This is a genomic window from Caldovatus sediminis, from assembly GCF_014644455.1.
GTDB classification, from domain to species: domain Bacteria; phylum Pseudomonadota; class Alphaproteobacteria; order Acetobacterales; family Acetobacteraceae; genus Caldovatus; species Caldovatus sediminis.
In genome coordinates this window covers 176082-191645 of the sequence record NZ_BMKS01000005.1, presented here as the reverse complement: position 1 = coordinate 191645, position 15564 = coordinate 176082, and the positions used below count along the sequence as shown (strand labels likewise).

Below are 15564 nucleotides of genomic sequence, written 5' to 3'. Positions count from 1 at the left end.
GCCCCCGCCCCGCCGCGCCATGACGTCAGGCACGGCGACCCCGGGCAAGGCCCTGGCCTGGGCGCTCTACGACTGGGCCAACAGCGCGTTCCCGACGGTCGTCTCGACCTTCGTCATCGCCGCCTATTTCGCCAGCGGCGTCGCGCCCGATCCGGTCACCGGCCAGGCGCAGTGGGGCTGGATGCAGACCGCCGCCGGCCTCGCCATCGCGCTGCTCTCGCCCGCGCTCGGCGCGGTCGCCGACGCCGGCGGGCGGCAGCGGCTGATGCTGCTCGCCTGCACCGTCGTCGCCGCCGGCGCCACGGCGCTGGTCTGGTTCGCGCGGCCCGACCCGGCGTGGACCCTGTGGGCACTCGCCTGCGTCGGCGTCGCCACCGTCGCGTTCGAGCTCGGCACGGTGTTCTACAACGCGATGCTGCCGCGCGTCGCGACGCCGGAGCGGATCGGACGCCTCTCGGGCCTCGCCTGGGGCCTCGGCTACGTCGGGGGCCTCGCCTGCCTCGCCATCGCGCTGTTCGTGCTGGTGCGGCCCGATCCTCCGCCCTTCGGCCTCGACCGCGACGAGGCGGAGCACGTGCGCGCCGTGGCGCTGCTGGTCGGCGCCTGGATGATCGGCTTCGGCTGGCCGGTGCTGCTCGCGCTGCCCGATCCGCCGCGCGTCCTGCGCCCCCCCCTGGGCACGGCGGCGCGGACCGGCCTGCGCGACGTCGCCGCGCTGCTGCGCACCCTGCCCGGCAACCCGACGCTGCTCCGGTTCCTGGTCGCGCGACTGTTCTACACCGACGGCCTGAACACGCTGTTCGCCTTCGGCGCGATCTTCGCCGCCGGCGTCTTCGGCATGGGCATCGAGGAGGTCCTCGTCTTCGGCATCGCGCTCAACGTCACCGCCGGGCTCGGCGCCGCCGGCTTCGGGCTGGTCGAGGACCGGCTCGGCTCCCGCCGCACCGTCCTGCTCGCGCTCGGCTCCCTGATCACGATCGGCGCCGCGCTGCTGCTGGTCGAGGGCAAGACCGCCTTCTGGGCCCTCGCGCTCGCGCTCGGCCTGTTCTTCGGCCCCGCGCAGGCGGCGAGCCGCACCCTGATGGCGCGCCTCTCGCCGCAGGGCGAGGAGGCCGCGCATTTCGGCCTGTTCGCCCTCTCCGGCCGCATCACCTCCTTCCTCGGCCCCGCGACCCTGGCCGCGGTGACGGAGGCGACCGGCAGCCAGCGTGCCGGCATGGCGACGGTGCTGGTCTTCCTCGGCGCCGGCGCGGCGATCCTCGCCACGATCAGCGAGCCGCCGCACGCGGCGGCCGCGCCGGCGACGACCGGACCGGCGGCGGCACCGGCGGCCGCGCCGCCTCACGACGCCACGTAGATGAAGGCCGGCACCGGACGCGTCTGGTCCTCCACCTTGCGCACGCCCGGCACGTTCTCGGCGAGCACGCGCAGCGCCCGCTGCACCGCGTCCGAGCGCCGGAAGCCGTGGAAGGTGACCACCCCGTCCTTCACCTCGACCATGGTGTAGAAGGTGTCCACCCAGGGCTCCCGGCGCATCGCCGCCAGCACCGCGCGCCGGATGCGCTCGTCGGACAGTTCCGCCGATTCGGGCTGCGGCGGCGCGATCAGGGCGTGCAGCAGGTCGGCGCGGCTGACGATGCCCCTGAGGCGCCCGCCCTCCGTCACCACCACGCGGCGGATGCCGCGCTCCTCCATGATGTGGGCGATGCGCTGCGCGGTCTCGTCCGGCCCGACGGTCACGACCTGCTCGGTCATCACCTCGTCGGCGGTCAGGCCGTGGGTGCGCGCGTAGCGGTCGGCGAGCGCCTCGGGGTCGGCGAAGAGGCTGCCGAGCCAGCCCGGCGGCTCGTCCTCCTCCCCGGCCAGGCGGCGGATCAGGTCGGCCTCGGTGACGATGCCGCGCAGCGTGCCGTCCGCCTCCGTCACCGGCACCGCGGAGATGCCCCGCTCGGCGAGCAGCCGGGCGATCGCGGTCACCGGCGTGTCGGGGGGCACGGTGACGACGTCCGGGGTCATCAGGTCGCGGGCGCGCAGGCCTTGCATGGGGAGAGCCTCCTCCGGTCTCGCGGGCCGGACGTTGCGCGGCCCGCCTCAATTGCGCATTGCGCCAGGTCAAATCCGCGGACCCCGCCGCCCAGCGCGAAAACGCCGTGAACCGCCGGCGCGGCCGTCGCGCCCCGGGCCGGCCCGTGCTAGCCGGGGGCCATGCGCCGCCGCCGCCGCGCGCCGTTGCCCGTCCTCCTGCCGCTCGCGGCCATCGCCCTCGCGCCCGGCTGCGGCCAGACGACGATGGGCGACGTGGCGCGCGCGGCGCTCTGGCCGTTCGGCGAGCTGATCCTGCCGCGCCGCGACGGCATCGAGCCGGAACGCCCGGTGGACTGGCGCGCCGAGCCGGGGCAGGACGCCCCCTCCGCGGAGGAACCCGCGCTCTCGCTCCGCCTCGGCAGCCGCCGCGCCCGCGCCCTCCTGATCCAGCAGCAGGGCGAGCGCCGGCTCTGGCGCAGCGTCGGCGGCGTGGTGGTGGCGACCGACGGCGCGCGCGTCGTCGCCACCGCCGGCCTCGCCGAGCGCGTCACCGCCACCCGCTTCGACGACCCCGACCCGCTGGACGATCCCCGCGCCCTGGTCGGACGCGAGCGGCGCGCCCGCCGCACCGTGGACCTCGCCCGCGCCGGCGGCGGCCCCGCCGGCATGCGCTTCGGCCTCGTGCTCACCTGCCGCCTGCGCGGCGCCGAGGCGCCGGAGGAGGAGGTCCTGCTGATCGAGGAGCGCTGCGGCGGCGACGCCCGGTTCACCAACCGCTTCTGGGCCGATCCGCGCACCGGCGCCGTGTTCCGCTCCGTGCAGTGGATCGGCGAGGACACGCCGCCGCTGGCGATGGAGGTGCTGGCGCCGCCCGGGCCCGGCGCGGCCGCCCGCTAGAGCAGATCGCGGACGGCCGGGAACAGCCGGGAGCGTGGATCGGCTCGGCAGACAACGAGCGGGAGCCGTTGCAGCGAGCACAGCCGAGCGAAGACGGCTCTAGCCCCGCGCCGCCCCCCGCCAGCCGATCCCCGCCCGCCGCACCCGCAGCGCCACGTAAGCCAGCCACAGCAGCTGCACCGCCAGCGCCGGCAGCACCACCAGCGGCTTCGCCCACGGCGGCAGGCGCAGGAACAGCACCGCGAGGCCGGCGTGGAAGGCGACGAAACCCCAGTGCAGCGCCGCCACCGCGCGCACCGGCACGCCGCTCCGCTGCGCGAGCTGGTAGAGGTGCGTCCGGTGCGGCGCGCTCAGCCGCTCGCCCATCGCGGCGCGGCGCAGCAGGGTGAAGCCGGTGTCGAACAGCAGCCCGAAGAGCAGCAGCGGCACCAGCAGGAAGGAGAGCTGCGCCGCGTCGAACCTGGCGCTCGCCACCGCCAGCACGGCGATCACGAAGCCGCAGAACTGGCTGCCGACATCGCCCATGAAGATGCGCGCCGGGTGCAGGTTGAAGGGCAGGAAGCCGAGCAGGCCCGCGGCCAGGAACATCGCCGCGATGTAGACGAACCAGCCGCCCTCGAAGGCCGCGATGGCGGAGAGCACGGCGCAGGCGATCAGCAGCGTCCCGCCGACCAGCCCGTCGAGCCCGTCCATGAAGTTCACCGCGTTGGTGCAGGCGACGATCCAGAACAGCGTCAGCGCCGGCCCGAGCCAGCCGAGCTCCACCGGCCCGACATAGGGGATGGCGAGCCGCGTCAGGCCGAGCCCGCTGGCGAGCGCGACCAGCGCCGCCGCGGTCTGCGCCGCCAGCTTCACGGTGAAGCGGAAGTCGTGGATGTCGTCGGCGAGCGCCACCGCGGCGATCGCGGCCGCGGCCAGGATCACGCCGAGGAACTGCGGATCGGCCAGCCGCGCCGAGCGCGCCGCCGCGAACAGCACCAGCATGCCGAGGAGGAAGGCCAGCACGATCCCCACCCCGCCGCCCTTGGGCGTCGGATGGGCATGCGCCTTGCGCGCGTCGGGGTGGTCGAGGATCGGGAAGGCGATCATCAGCCGCACCGCGAGCGCGGAGACCAGGGCGAGCCCCCCGGCGAAGGCCAGGTGGCGAAGGACGGCTTCGGGCAGCATGGGCGCGCCGGCCTATGGCCGAGAAGGCGCGGGCGGGCAAGCGGCCGGCGGCCGCGCCCGGGCGGGCGCGCTCAGCGGACGAACCCCGCCGCGCCGCGCCGCAGCGCGTCCGCCCGCCCGTCGCGCGCCACCTCCCACAGCGGGTTGTCCACCGCCAGCCGCTGGCCGCCGTCGCGCTGCACCGGCCGGATCAGCGCCTCCGCCCGCCCGCGCGTCTCCACGCCGAACAGGTCGAGCGGGATGCGGACATAGATCCCCTTGTCGAAGCTCCCCTCGCCGAAGCGGTCGAAGGGCACGTTGGTGAAGGTGGCGAAGGCCCCGACCTCGATCCCCGAATCGAAGCGCCGGCCGAGCTCGACCGTCGTCCCCCAGTCGCCCGCGAGGTAGCGCCCCGCGCGCAGCACCGCATAGGTGTTCCACCACGGCAGGTCGGCGTAGAGCGAGAGGTGCCCCGTCGCCACCCGGTAGCGGCGCAGCCCGAAATGCTGGTCGAAGGCCCGCTGCGCCACATAGCCGAGCTCCAGCCCGAGCGCGATGGGCGACTCCCGCGGCCGCCACAGCACCTCGCCGGAGAGGCCCGCGAACATCGGCTCCAGATAGCCGGCGGTGGCGCGCGCGAACCAGTCCGGCGCCGGGTTCCACAGCCGCTCGAGATAGAGCGCGGGGATCGCCGTGCGGCCCTCGCGCGCGTAGCGGGCGAAGTCGCTGCGCACATGCGGCAACCGGCTGTCGGAGGGCAGGCCGCGGTCGAGATCGCCCGCCACGGTCTGCCGCACCCCGCCCGCCAGCGCGAACCCCGCCGGCAGGGAGAGCCGCGCCCCCGCCACGCCCGCCGCCTCCCAGCGCGCCGTCCGCGAGGCGTCCCCGAGCAGCAGCCGCAATTGCGGCTCGATCCCCCAGTCGGGTCCGACCGCCGGCCCGGGCACCGTGCCGGGCCAGGGATCGCCGCCCCCGGCCGGCAGCAGCAGGGCGCCGGCGAAGATCTCCTCGGCGCTGCCGCGGCCGGCGGCCGCGTCCTCCAGCGCGCGGCGCGGCAGCTCGAGGCGCGCGACCTCGACGCCGAGCAGCGACCAGGCGATCTCCACGCGCTCCACCGCCGCCGGCAGGTGCGGCTGCGCGGCGCGCAGCACCCGCCCGGCGGTCTGCGCCAGGGTGCGGTGCCGGCCGCCCTCGACGGCGATGCGCGCCGCATCGCCCGCGATCGCGAGGGCGAGCGGCCGGAATCCCGCCGCGCGCAGCGCCGCGAAGACACGCTCGGCGACCATCCCGGCATCCCCCGCGCCGCCCACCGGGCGCGGCGCCATGCGCGGCGGCGGCGGCCGCTCCGCCTCCGGCGGCCGCCAGGGATCGAGACGGAAGGAGAGGCGGAACAGCAGGTCGGTGCCGTGCACGAAGTGCAGCCCGGCGTCCATCCAGCCGTTCGACCATTGCAGCCCGGCGTTCAGCCGCGTCCGCGCCCGCCCCGCCGCGCGCGGATCGAGGCGCGCCGGATAGCCGCCGCGCTCGTCGCGCAGCGCGTCGCCCGACCATTCGAGCTTGGCGCGCAGCCCCGCCAGCTCGCCCCAGGGCGCGGGCAGCGGCGGCACGCTCCATTCCAGCCCGGCGAAGACCGCCGCGCGCTCGCCGCGGAAGAAGCCGGGCACGCGCACCGTGCCGCCCTCGCCGACGCTGCGCGGGCGGTCGGCGAAGCCGCGGTGCAGTGCGGTCAGCGGATTGCCGAGATCCGCCCCGGTGCCGAGCCGCCCCCAGCCGATCCCGAGCGTGACGTCGAGATCCCACCAGCGTTTCGACGCCACTAGGTACTCGCCGGCGTAGAGGCCGGTGCCGATCGCGTCCTGCAGGCCGATCGCGAGCGCCGGCCGCCAGTCGCTCTCGGTCCAGAGCCGGATCTTGAGGTCGAGGGCGCGGTCGGAGGTGGTGCCGCGGCCCCGTGTCGCGTCCAGCCGCTCGGTGACGCGGAAGGTCGTCTCGAGCCAGGGCAGCGCCTGGAAGCCGGCGAACCAGAACCGCCGCTGGCGGCGCAGCGCGGTGCCCGCCTCCAGCGTCCCGTCGGGCCGGAAGCGGGCGTTGCGCATCTCGATCAGCCCGACGCCGCCGTAGTCGGAGGCGGTCGCCGGCACCTCCTCGGAGCGGACGGCGGGGACGAGGCCGAGGGCGGCGAGCAGCGCCAGAAGGCGGGCGCCGGCGCGGCAGGAGGCCGGGCTCCGGGGCCTCCCGGCCCCGCGCGGCGGGATCGCCGGCCCGGGGCCGGCGATGCGGCGAAGCCCCCCGCAGGCAGCCCGCGCCACGCCGTCAGTTCCGCACCTGCCGCCCGATCACCGCCAGCGCCGCGCTGCTGATCGAGACCTGCGTCAGCACCTGCGTCAGGTCCCGGACGAAGCCCCAGGTCTCGTAGGGCGAGGGGTCCTGCGGCACGACCACGAGGCTCCCCGGCGGGATCGGCGGCCCCCCCTGCTGCCAGGCCGAGAGCCCGGCCGGCGTGGACTGCCCGTTCGGCAGCACGACGAAGGCGCGGCTCGTGTCGGCGAAGCGCTGCGCGCCCCCGGCGGCGCGCAGGTAGTCGGCGGCGCGCCAGCCCGAGACGAACTGCAGGCTGCCCGGGTTCAGCACCGCCCCGACCACGGTGACCTCGTTCGGCCGCTTCGGCATCACGATCAGGTCGCCGGGCTCGAGCAGCACGTCCCGCTCCGGCCGCGCCGCGAGCACGGTCGGGTTCGCCTCGACCACCATGCGCCCGGCGGCGCGCGCCTCGCGGATGGCGTTGGCGAGCTCGCGCCCGGCGGTGATGGCGCTGCCGAGATCCGCCGGCGAGCCGCGCGAGCCCGCCACCGCCTGCCCCGCCGCCACCTGCAGCAGCGAGGTTTCCAGCTCGCGCGCCGTGCGCAGGAACCCCTCCTGCTGGCGCTGGCGCACGCTCTCGCGGGTGAACACGGCGCCGTAGGGATAGGCCTGCGGCGTCAGCCCGCCGGCGCGCGCGATCACCTCGGAGAGCCGCTCGCCGCGGCGGATGTCGTAGACGCCCGGGCGCTGGAACTCGCCGAGCAGCGTCACCGGCCCGATGTCGCGGTCGGCGAAGCCGCGCGGCAGGCGCACCGCGTCGCGCGGCGAGAGGCGCACGGCGGCGAAGTTGCGGCTGCGCAGGTCGAGCAGGTTGCGGGCGAGCGGGATCGCCGCGCTCTGCTCCACCGGCTCGCGCGCGAACTCGACCGCGGAGAGGTCCACGGCGTCGGTCGTCCCGCCCGCCGCGGCGAGCAGGGCGTCGAGGCCGGTGTCGTTGAGGATCGGGTAGAGTCCGGGCTGGCGCGCCTCGCCGGTCAGCAGCACGGTCTGGTCGAGCAGGAAGGGCAGCAGGGCCGGGTAGTCGAGGAAGATCCGCGGGCAGGGCGGCGCGCCGATGTCCGGGAAGCCGGCGCCGCGCGCATGGGCGAAGCGGTGCGGCGAGGCGCGCGCGGCGACGGCGAGCTGGACGAGCGCGGGGCAGGCGCCCGGCCCCTCCTCGCCCGGGGCCTCGCCGCGCAGCGCGCGCTGCACCGGCGGGCTCGCGAGCCACTGGATGTCGGCCTGGCCGAGCACCACCACCTCGTCCGAATCGGCGAGGCGCATGTCGGCCTGGCCGCGCAGCACCCGCCCCAGGTCAAAGGGCAGGAAGCGGCGCACCCGCGTCGCCGGATCGGCGCGCCACACCACGCCGAGGCGCGGATAGGGGTCGGGACGGATCAGGCGCGGATCGGCGAGCAGCGCGCGCAGCGACAGGCCGTCCCGCCCGCCGCTCGCGCGGGTGAGCGGCGCGACGACGTGTCCGCTCAGCCGAAGCTGGTTCACCGTGACGTCGGCGCCGGGCTCGACCCGCACCGCGTCGCCGCGGCGCAGGATGTCGCGGAGGCCGGTCTCGGCGACGTTGCGCCGTCCCTGCGCGTCGGTGCGCTGGACGAGGAAGCGGTTGCCGGCGGGTCGCAGCGTGCCGCCGGCGATCTCGACCAGGGCGGCAAGCGGCGCGCCGCTCGCGCCGGCGGGCAGCTCGTAGATCCCCGGCCGCGTCACCTCGCCGGCGATCGCGACGGTGGCGCCAAGCGGCGGGACGACGACCCGCTCGCCCTCCTGCAGCGACAGGTCCGGGCGCCCCGGCGCGCCGGCGATGACGGCGTAGAGGTCCACCGTGCGGCTCGTGCCCCCCGGCCCGTCGATGCGGATCGCACGCAGGCTGCCGGTCTTGCGCACGCCTCCCGCCGCGGCGAGGGCGTCGAGCACGGTGGCGAGCGCGGTCAGCGCGTGGATGCCCGGCCGCGCCACCTCGCCGGCGACGAAGACGCCGATCTGGCGCACCTGGCCGATGCTGACGAAGACCTCGGAGCCGCCGAGGTCGCGCTGGGCACGGGCCTCGAGATCGGCGCGCAGCTCGCGCAGCGTGCGTCCGGCGGCGGGGACGGGCGGCAGGTCGGGCAGCAGCAGCATGCCGTCGCGGCCGACGCGCACCGTCAGGGTCTGCCGCGCGCGGCCGCGGAAGGCGAGCACCAGCTCGTCGTCGCGGCCGAGCCGGTAGTCGTCGGGCAGCAGGCCGAGCGGCGGCGGCGCGGCCGCGCCGGGTGGCGGGACGCGGAAGGTGTCGTAGCCGAACTGGCGCAGCGGCGGGTCCGGCGCGGGATCGAAGCGGGCGGCGAAGAACGCCTCGAGGTTGGAGAGCGGCTCCTCCGCGGAAGCGGGCGGGGAGGGCGGCGCGGTCACCGACGAAGGCGGCGGCGACGGCGCCGCGGCCGGCGCGCCGCGCGGCGTCCCCGGGGCACCGCCTGCGCGCCCGGCGGAGGCGCCGATGATCCGCTGCAGGATGTCCTCCTGCGCGCTCGGCGGCAGGGACGGGAGGGGCGTGCCGTCCGGCAGCACCGGCGGCAGGCGCGGCGGCGAGAGGAGCTGCGATCCGGCCCCGCCGCCCGGGGCGCCGAGCTGCCCCGCCGCCGGCACGGCCCCGAGGGGCACCGACGCCAGCGCGAGGAAAACCGCGACCCGCGCCGCGCCGCGCACGGCCGCGCGGCGGCGCGGCACCCCGGGCGGCACCGCGGTCGCCGCCGCGCGCGCGGCCGGGGGCGGCAGGAGCCGGAGCCGCGACACGACCCTCATGGACAGCGCGTCGCCTCGCCTCGCATCGCAGAACCGATTTCGGTATGTGAAAGTCCTGGTCTTTCAACCAAAAGGCGGTCCGCAGGATGGGTCCAGACGCGTCCGGGTCTCGATGCGGGGATTAACCCTGAATTCACGATCGGCCCCCGAGGACACGCCGCGTCCGGAACAGCGCCCGGCTGGAGGCGCCCGGGCGCTGGCGCGAGCCGCGCGGCGGCGCCTGCGCCAGGCGGCGGTCGCGGCGGATGCGGCCTGGCGCCTCGGCCCGCGGGCGGTGGCCCGCTATGCGCTGCACCGGGCGCAACGGGCCGCGGGCCTCGCGCGACGCGCGCTCGGCGAGGCGGCGGTCCCCGCCGGGCCGTTCCTGCCGCCGTCCCTGCCGCGCCCGGCGCCGGCGCTGCCGCCCGGGCATGCCGCGCGCGTGCTCGGCGCCGCCGCGGCCGCGCCGTCGCCGCCGCAGGACTGGCACGGGCCCTTCCCGGCGACGGCGCATGCCCTCGCGCTCGACCTGTTCGGCCCCGGCGACGTGCGCCCGGTGTGGGAGCGCAGCCGGCTCGCCGCGCTCCCGCTGCTCGCCCAGGCCGCGCGGCTCGACCCCGCCGGGCCGCACCGCGCGCGGATGGAGGCGCTACTCGCCGACTGGGTCGCGCGCAACCCGCCCTGGCGCGGCCCGAACTGGGCCTGCGGGCAGGAGGCGGCGCTGCGCGTGCTGCACCTCGGGCTGGCCCTCGCCCTGCTCGATGCCGACCGCGATCGCACCGCGATGCCGGGCGGCCTGCGCGCGCTGATCGCGCTGCACGCGCGCCGCATCGCCGCCACCGCCGCCTATGCGGAGGCGCAGGACAACAACCACCCGGTCTCCGAGGCCGCCGGCCTGTTCGCCGCCGGCCTGCTGCTCGGCGACCCGGCGATGTCCCGCCGCGGCGGCGCGCGGCTCGCGGCGACGGTCGCGCGCCTGGTCGCCCCCTGCGGTGCCTTCGCCCAGCCCTCGCCCGGCTATCACCGGCTGCTGCTCGACACGCTGGCGGTGGCGGAGTGGCTGCGCCGGCGGCACGGCGCGCCGGAGTTCCCGGCGCCGTTCGCCGGGCGCGCCCGCGCCGCCGCGCTCTGGCTGCGCCGCGTCATGGAGCCGACGACCGGCGCGCTGCCGCGCATCGGCCATTGCGACGATTCGGCGCTCGCCGATCTGTCGCTCCTCGGGCCCGCGGACGCGCGCGGCAGCATCGCGCGCGCGCTGCGCCTGTTCGTGCCGGACGAGGCGGCGGACGAGGCGGATCCGGGATGCGCCTGGCTCGACCTCGCCGCTTCCGGCCGGGGCGGGCAAGGCGCGGCGACGGCGGCCAGGCACGCCCCCGCGCGCTGGCGCTCCGAAGGCTGGCTCGGCCTGTCCTGTGCCGGCGCCCACGCACTGCTGCGCACCGGCCACCCGCTGCGCTTCCGCCCCGGCCATGCCGACCTGCTGCACCTCGAGCTGCGCGACGGCGCGCTCACGCTGCTGCGCGACGGCGGCACCGGCGCCTACAACCCGCCGCCCGAGCACGCCTGGTGGCACGCGCACCTCACCGGCACCGCCGCGCACAACACCCTCGCCTTCGACGGCGAGGACCAGATGCCGCGCGCCGGCCGCTTCCTCTTCGCCCGCTGGCCGCGCACCGAGGCCCTGCCGGACGGCGCCGGCTACACCGACCACCGTGGCCGGTCCCACGCCCGCACCCTCGCCGCCGAGGGCCGCACCTGGCGAATCGAGGACCGCGTCGCTGGCGTCTTCCGTGAAATCGTCGTTCGCTGGCGCCTCGCCCCAGGCGACTGGACGCTCCTGCCGGACGGCGTGCGCGGCCCCCTCGCGCAGCTCTCGGCGCAGGCCGACGCGCCGCTGCAAGCCGCGCTCGTCCAGGGCTGGGAGAGCCCCGCCTACGGCGTGGTCCGCCCCGCCCCGGTGCTCGAGCTGCGCGCCCGCGCCCCGGTTTCACGGATCGTCACGGTGCTGCGCCTGCCCTGAGCGGCCATTGCCGGCGCGCGCGCTCGTGCCGCAGGGTCGGCCATCGGCATGCCGCTCGAGCTCCTCCTGCGCGCCCTCTGGCGGATGCGACGCGCCGCGCTGCTGGCGACGCTCGCGCTCTGGCTCGCGGGCGCGGCGCTGATCCTGTCCTGGCCGCGCCGCTACGTCGCGGAGGCGGTAGTGGCGCCGGCGGAGACGACGGCGATCGCCGTCTCCTCGCTCCTCGCCCCGGCGCCCTTCCCCGCGGCCGGGCTGCTCGACCCGCGGCCGACCGGCAACTTCGCCGTCTATCTCGGCGCGCTGCGCTCGCGCGAGGCGGCGCAGCTGCTGGCGCGCGAGACCGGCATCCTTGCCGACCTCACCGGGCAGCGCGCCTCCGGCCCGACGGGCTGGCTGCGCGGCCTGCTCGGCCTGCGCGTCGAGGCCGATCTCGACGACGTGCAGGCCTGGCTCGCGCGCAGCCTCGCGGTGACGCAGAGCCTCACCTCCGTCACCTGGTCGGTCGCGCTCGCGCATCGCGACCGCGCCGCCGCGCTCGACGCGCTGCAGCGCCTGCACGCCTTCGCCGAGGCCAAGGTCCGCGCCGACCTCGCCGAGGTGGCGCGGCGCCGCGTCGCGGCGCTGGAGCGCCGGCTGGCCGAGGAGCGCGACCTGTTCCTGCGCCAGAGCCTCTACGAGCTGCTCGCCCAGCAGCAGCGCGCCGGGCTGATCGTGGCGGCGGACGAGGCGGTGGCGGCGCGGCTGGTCGCCGCCCCCGCGGTCGAGCTGCGCCCGTCGCTGCCGAACCGCCCCCTGCTGCTCGCCCTGCTGGCGCTCGCCGCGCCCATGGCGGTGCTCGGCGCGGCCTCGTGCGCGGCGCTGCTGCGCGGCGTCGCCGACGCGGAACCGCGCGCGGCCCCCGGTGCGGATCGCCGGTCCGGCTCGCCCCGGGCGCCGCCCCGACCGGACGGGCCGCGCGCGCCGGAGGCGCTTCCGGCCGGCGGGCCGATACCGCGCCCGCCACGTCCGCCCGGCGAGGGCCGCTTCGGCCATGGCTGACGGCTCCGCCGGCCCGGCGATGGGCGCCGCCGCGCCGCCCGCCGTCCTTGCCGGGCTGTCCGGCGCCGCGCTGCACTTCGCGGGCGCGCTGAAGTCCACGCCGCCCGGCGCGGCGCTGCCCTTCGACCTGACCCTCGCCGCCCTGGCGCTCCTGCTCCCCGCCCTGGCGCTGATGCTCTGCGCCGAGGCGCGCCGCTGGCGGCTCGCGCCCGCGCTCGGCCTCCCGCTCGCGGCGGCGGCGGCGCTGTGGCTCTGGCTCGTGCTGGCCGGCGCCTGGTCGCGCTCGGCCGGAATCCTTGCCGCCAAGCTGCCGGAGGCGGTGCTGCTCGGCCCGGCGATGCTGCTCGCCGGCCTCGCCATCGGCGCCGAGGCGCGGGCGCGGCGTGCCTTCTGCGCCGCCACCCTGGCGATCGGCGCGCTCACCGCGGCCACCGTCGCCTGGGGGCTGGCGACCGAGCAGGTGGTGCTGGGCGGCACCGCCGGCACGACGCCGCCCGACCAGCTCCGCGTGCAGTACCAGCTCGCCGGCCTCGCCATCGCCTCCGCCGCCGGCCTCGCCGCCATCCGCGCCGCCGAGGCGCGGCTGCACCGGCGGCCCGCCGCCGCGCTGCGCTGGGGCGCGGTGCTCGCCGGGCTCGCGCTGGCGGCGCTGCTGCCGGGGGGGCGGGCGGCGCTGGCGGGGCTCGTCCTCGCCGCGGGGCTCGCGCCGGCGCTGCGCCTCTGGCGCGGCGGCCGTCCGCTCGACGCCCTGGCCTGGGCGCTGCTGGCGGCGCTCGCCATCTTCGCCGGCCTCGCCCTGCTGCTCCTCGACCCGTCCCGGGTCGAGGGGTTGCGCACGCTCGAGCGCCTGGCCGATCCCGCCATCGGCATCTCCTCCGGCCGTGCGCCGCTCTGGGCCGCGGCGCTGCGCGAGGCGGGCGGGACGGCGCCCTTCGGCCTCGGCCCCGGCGGCTTCGCCATCGCCGCCGGGCACGGCGAGCGGCGCGGCCTCCACCCCCACAGCCACGCGCTGGAGGCGCTGGCCGAGGGCGGATTGCCCGGCTTCGCGCTGTGGCTGATCGCCTTCGGTGGCGCGGGGGTCGCAGCGTGCGCGCTCGGCGCGCGGGCGGAGCCCGGCCGGGCGGCGCGCATCGCCGCGCTGGTGCTGCCGATGGCGGTCGCGGTGCTGGTCTCGACCGACCTCGGCAACCGGATGGCGTGGTTCGCGCTCGGCCTCGCGCTCAGCCTCGGCATCGGGGCGGGGCCGCGCCCGGCGGCGGCCATCCCCGGGAGCCGTCGGCGCGATGTATGAGCGCTGGGGCAAGCGCGCCCTGGACGTCGCCGCGGCGGCGGCGCTGCTCGTGCTGCTCGCGCCGGTGCTGGCGGCGGCGGCACTCGCGGTGCGCGCCACGCTCGGCCGGCCGGTGCTGTTCCGCCAGCGCCGCGCCGGGCGCGGCGGCGCGCCCTTCACGCTGCTCAAGCTGCGCAGCATGCGCGACGGTGCGGGCGAGGACGCGGCGCGCCTGACCCCGCTCGGCCGCTGGCTGCGCGCCACGGCCCTCGACGAGATCCCGCAGCTCGTCAACGTGCTGCGCGGCGAGATGTCGCTGGTCGGCCCGCGGCCGCTGCCGCCGGACTACACGCCGCTCTATACTCCGCGCCAGGCGCTGCGCCTCGCGGTGCGGCCGGGCCTCGCCGGGCTCGCGCAGGCAGCGGGCCGCAATGCGGTGCCCTGGGAGGTGCGGCTGGAGCTCGACGCCCGGTATGCCGAGGCGCCGCCATGCCTCGCGCGCGACCTGCGCCTGATCCTGGCCTGCCTGGGCGTGGTGCTGCGCGGCCACGGCGTCAGCGCGCCCGGCCATGCGACCATGCCGCGATTCGCCGCCGCGCCGGGGTCGGGCGCCGAACCGCCGGCCGCGCGCGGCGAGGCGTGACGCCCTCCGTCAATCCTCGGTTGCGCGCGCGTCAAATCAACAAACCGCGAGGAACGGCATCAACCGCAGGCCTTGTTCTCGGCCATCATGCTCGCGCGAGAGCGAGCAGCCAAAACGGTGATGACCCAGCCCCGCCTGGTCCCGCGATCCGCCGATCCGCTCCTGGCGTTCCGGCCGCCGGAGGCCCGGCAGGCCATCCCCGCCCGACCCGACAGGCGCGCCGACACGCTCGCCCCGACGGGCGAGGACGCGGCCATCGTGCCGCGCCGCCTCCACCTCTCCCCGCCGCACCTGACCGGCGGCGAGCTCGACCTCCTGCGCAGCACGCTGGAGAGCGGCTGGGTCGCCCCCGCCGGCCCGGTGCCCGAGGCCTTCGAGGCGGCGATCGCCGCCGCCACCGGCTTCCCGCACGTGCTCGCCGTCGCCTCCGGCACCGCGGCGCTGCACCTCGCCTATCGCTGCCTCGGCCTCGGGCCCGGCGACGAGGTCTGGACCCAGACCCTGACCTTCGTCGCCACCATCGCGCCCGCGGTGCAGATGGGCGCCATCCCGCGCTTCCTCGACGTCACGCCGGAGAGCTGGACGCTCGATCCCGCCCTGCTCGGGCGCGAGCTGGCGGCGGCGGCGGCGCGCGGGAGGCTGCCGCGCGCCGTGGTCAGCGTCGGGCTCTACGGGCAGAGCTGCGACCTCGACGCCATCCTCGCCGTCTGCGACCGCTGGGGCGTGCCCGTGGTGAGCGACAGCGCCGAGACGCTCGGCGCCCTCTACCGCGGCCGGCACGCCGGGCGCGGCGCGCGCTTCGCCGCCCTCTCCTTCAACGGCAACAAGATCGTCACCGCCGGCGGCGGCGGCGCGCTCTGCGCGGAGGACCCGCTGCCGATCGCCCGCGCCCGCCACCTCGCCGCCCAGGCCAAGGAGCCGGCGCCGCACTACCAGCACGAGACGACCGGCTACTCCTACGGCCTCTCCTCGGTGCTCGCCTCGGTCGGCCTGGCGCAGATCGCGGCGCTGGAGGAGCGGGTCGCGGCGCGGCGCGCGATCTTCGCGCGCTACGCCGCCGCCTTCGCCGAACTCCCCGGCGTCTCCCTGATGCCCGAGCCGCCCTGGGGCCGCAGCACCCGCTGGCTCTCCGTGGCGCTGTTCGACCCGGAGGCCTTCGGCGCCGACCGCGAGGCGGTGCGCCACGCGCTCGCCGCGGCCGGCATCGAGAGCCGGCCGGTGTGGAAGCCCCTGCACCTCCAGCCCGCCTTCCGCGACGCCCCGGCCGCCGGCGGCGCCGTCGCCGCGCGGCTGTTCGAGCGCGGCCTCTGCCTCCCCTCCGGCAGCGCCATGACGGAGGCCGAGCAGGCGGTGGTGATCGAGGTGGTGCGGCGCTGCTGCCGGCGGCGCTTCGGCTGAACCGGGGCGCCGAAC

General features: G+C 77.8%; 11 protein-coding genes. 7 read left to right on the top strand and 4 right to left on the bottom strand.

Annotated elements, in window-relative coordinates:
- Positions 1 to 19: 19 nt before the first annotated feature.
- Positions 20 to 1357 carry an MFS transporter gene (locus IEX99_RS10355; protein WP_188899955.1) on the top strand — a complete coding sequence of 446 codons (1338 nt, stop codon included), beginning with the start codon at positions 20 to 22 and terminating at the stop codon, positions 1355 to 1357.
- Here the strand turns inward: IEX99_RS10355 and IEX99_RS10350 are convergent.
- On the bottom strand, positions 1342 to 2043 hold the full coding sequence (locus IEX99_RS10350) for a CBS domain-containing protein (RefSeq protein ID WP_229677930.1): 702 nt from the start codon (positions 2041 to 2043) through the stop codon (positions 1342 to 1344). The two genes, IEX99_RS10355 and IEX99_RS10350, sit on opposite strands and share 16 nt — an antisense overlap.
- Before the next feature lie 162 nt (positions 2044 to 2205).
- Between IEX99_RS10350 and IEX99_RS10345 the strand changes: the two genes are divergently transcribed.
- Entirely contained in the window at positions 2206 to 2922 is a 717-nt protein-coding gene (locus tag IEX99_RS10345; RefSeq protein WP_188899954.1) for a YjbF family lipoprotein, read from the top strand.
- Between the two features lie 99 nt (positions 2923 to 3021).
- On the opposite strand, the gene IEX99_RS10340 is transcribed toward IEX99_RS10345, so the two are convergent.
- From IEX99_RS10340 to IEX99_RS10330, 3 genes are all read right to left on the bottom strand, one after another.
- Positions 3022 to 4089, bottom strand: coding sequence for a glycosyltransferase family 4 protein (locus tag IEX99_RS10340; protein WP_188899953.1), 1068 nt, complete (start codon positions 4087 to 4089; stop codon positions 3022 to 3024).
- 71 nt (positions 4090 to 4160) lie between these two features.
- Positions 4161 to 6377, bottom strand: a complete 2217-nt coding sequence (locus IEX99_RS10335) for a YjbH domain-containing protein (RefSeq protein ID WP_229677929.1) — start codon at positions 6375 to 6377, stop codon at positions 4161 to 4163.
- A gap of 4 nt (positions 6378 to 6381) precedes the next feature.
- Positions 6382 to 9201 (bottom strand): SLBB domain-containing protein, encoded by a 2820-nt coding sequence (locus IEX99_RS10330; RefSeq protein ID WP_188899952.1) that lies wholly within the window; start codon positions 9199 to 9201, stop codon positions 6382 to 6384.
- Between the two features lie 274 nt (positions 9202 to 9475).
- Here IEX99_RS10330 and IEX99_RS10325 point away from each other — a divergent pair, with 274 nt between their 5' ends.
- From IEX99_RS10325 to IEX99_RS10305, 5 genes are all read left to right on the top strand, one after another.
- Positions 9476 to 11200 carry a heparinase II/III family protein gene (locus IEX99_RS10325; RefSeq protein WP_229677928.1) on the top strand — a complete coding sequence of 575 codons (1725 nt, stop codon included), beginning with the start codon at positions 9476 to 9478 and terminating at the stop codon, positions 11198 to 11200.
- A 48-nt stretch (positions 11201 to 11248) separates the two neighbouring features.
- Positions 11249 to 12238 (top strand): hypothetical protein, encoded by a 990-nt coding sequence (locus tag IEX99_RS10320; RefSeq protein ID WP_188899950.1) that lies wholly within the window; start codon positions 11249 to 11251, stop codon positions 12236 to 12238.
- Positions 12231 to 13529 (top strand): O-antigen ligase family protein, encoded by a 1299-nt coding sequence (locus tag IEX99_RS10315; RefSeq protein WP_229677927.1) that lies wholly within the window; start codon positions 12231 to 12233, stop codon positions 13527 to 13529. The genes IEX99_RS10320 and IEX99_RS10315 overlap by 8 nt, the downstream gene beginning before the upstream one ends.
- Positions 13522 to 14151 (top strand): sugar transferase, encoded by a 630-nt coding sequence (locus tag IEX99_RS10310; RefSeq protein ID WP_188899949.1) that lies wholly within the window; start codon positions 13522 to 13524, stop codon positions 14149 to 14151. Before IEX99_RS10315 ends, IEX99_RS10310 begins: the two co-directional genes overlap by 8 nt.
- A gap of 120 nt (positions 14152 to 14271) precedes the next feature.
- On the top strand, positions 14272 to 15549 hold the full coding sequence (locus tag IEX99_RS10305; protein WP_188899948.1) for a DegT/DnrJ/EryC1/StrS family aminotransferase: 1278 nt from the start codon (positions 14272 to 14274) through the stop codon (positions 15547 to 15549).
- Positions 15550 to 15564 lie beyond the last annotated feature (15 nt).

What these genes read in the sequence shown, in the direction of transcription:
- IEX99_RS10355 (WP_188899955.1), top strand. Translation starts at nt 20, where the DNA reads ATGACGTCAGGCACGGCGACCCCGGGCAAGGCCCTGGCCTGGGCGCTC.
- IEX99_RS10345 (WP_188899954.1), top strand. Translation starts at nt 2,206, where the DNA reads ATGCGCCGCCGCCGCCGCGCGCCGTTGCCCGTCCTCCTGCCGCTCGCG.
- IEX99_RS10350 (WP_229677930.1), bottom strand. Translation starts at nt 2,043, where the DNA reads ATGCAAGGCCTGCGCGCCCGCGACCTGATGACCCCGGACGTCGTCACC.
- IEX99_RS10305 (WP_188899948.1), top strand. Translation starts at nt 14,272, where the DNA reads ATGACCCAGCCCCGCCTGGTCCCGCGATCCGCCGATCCGCTCCTGGCG.
- IEX99_RS10315 (WP_229677927.1), top strand. Translation starts at nt 12,231, where the DNA reads ATGGCTGACGGCTCCGCCGGCCCGGCGATGGGCGCCGCCGCGCCGCCC.
- IEX99_RS10330 (WP_188899952.1), bottom strand. Translation starts at nt 9,201, where the DNA reads ATGAGGGTCGTGTCGCGGCTCCGGCTCCTGCCGCCCCCGGCCGCGCGC.
- IEX99_RS10320 (WP_188899950.1), top strand. Translation starts at nt 11,249, where the DNA reads ATGCCGCTCGAGCTCCTCCTGCGCGCCCTCTGGCGGATGCGACGCGCC.
- IEX99_RS10340 (WP_188899953.1), bottom strand. Translation starts at nt 4,089, where the DNA reads ATGCTGCCCGAAGCCGTCCTTCGCCACCTGGCCTTCGCCGGGGGGCTC.
- IEX99_RS10310 (WP_188899949.1), top strand. Translation starts at nt 13,522, where the DNA reads ATGTATGAGCGCTGGGGCAAGCGCGCCCTGGACGTCGCCGCGGCGGCG.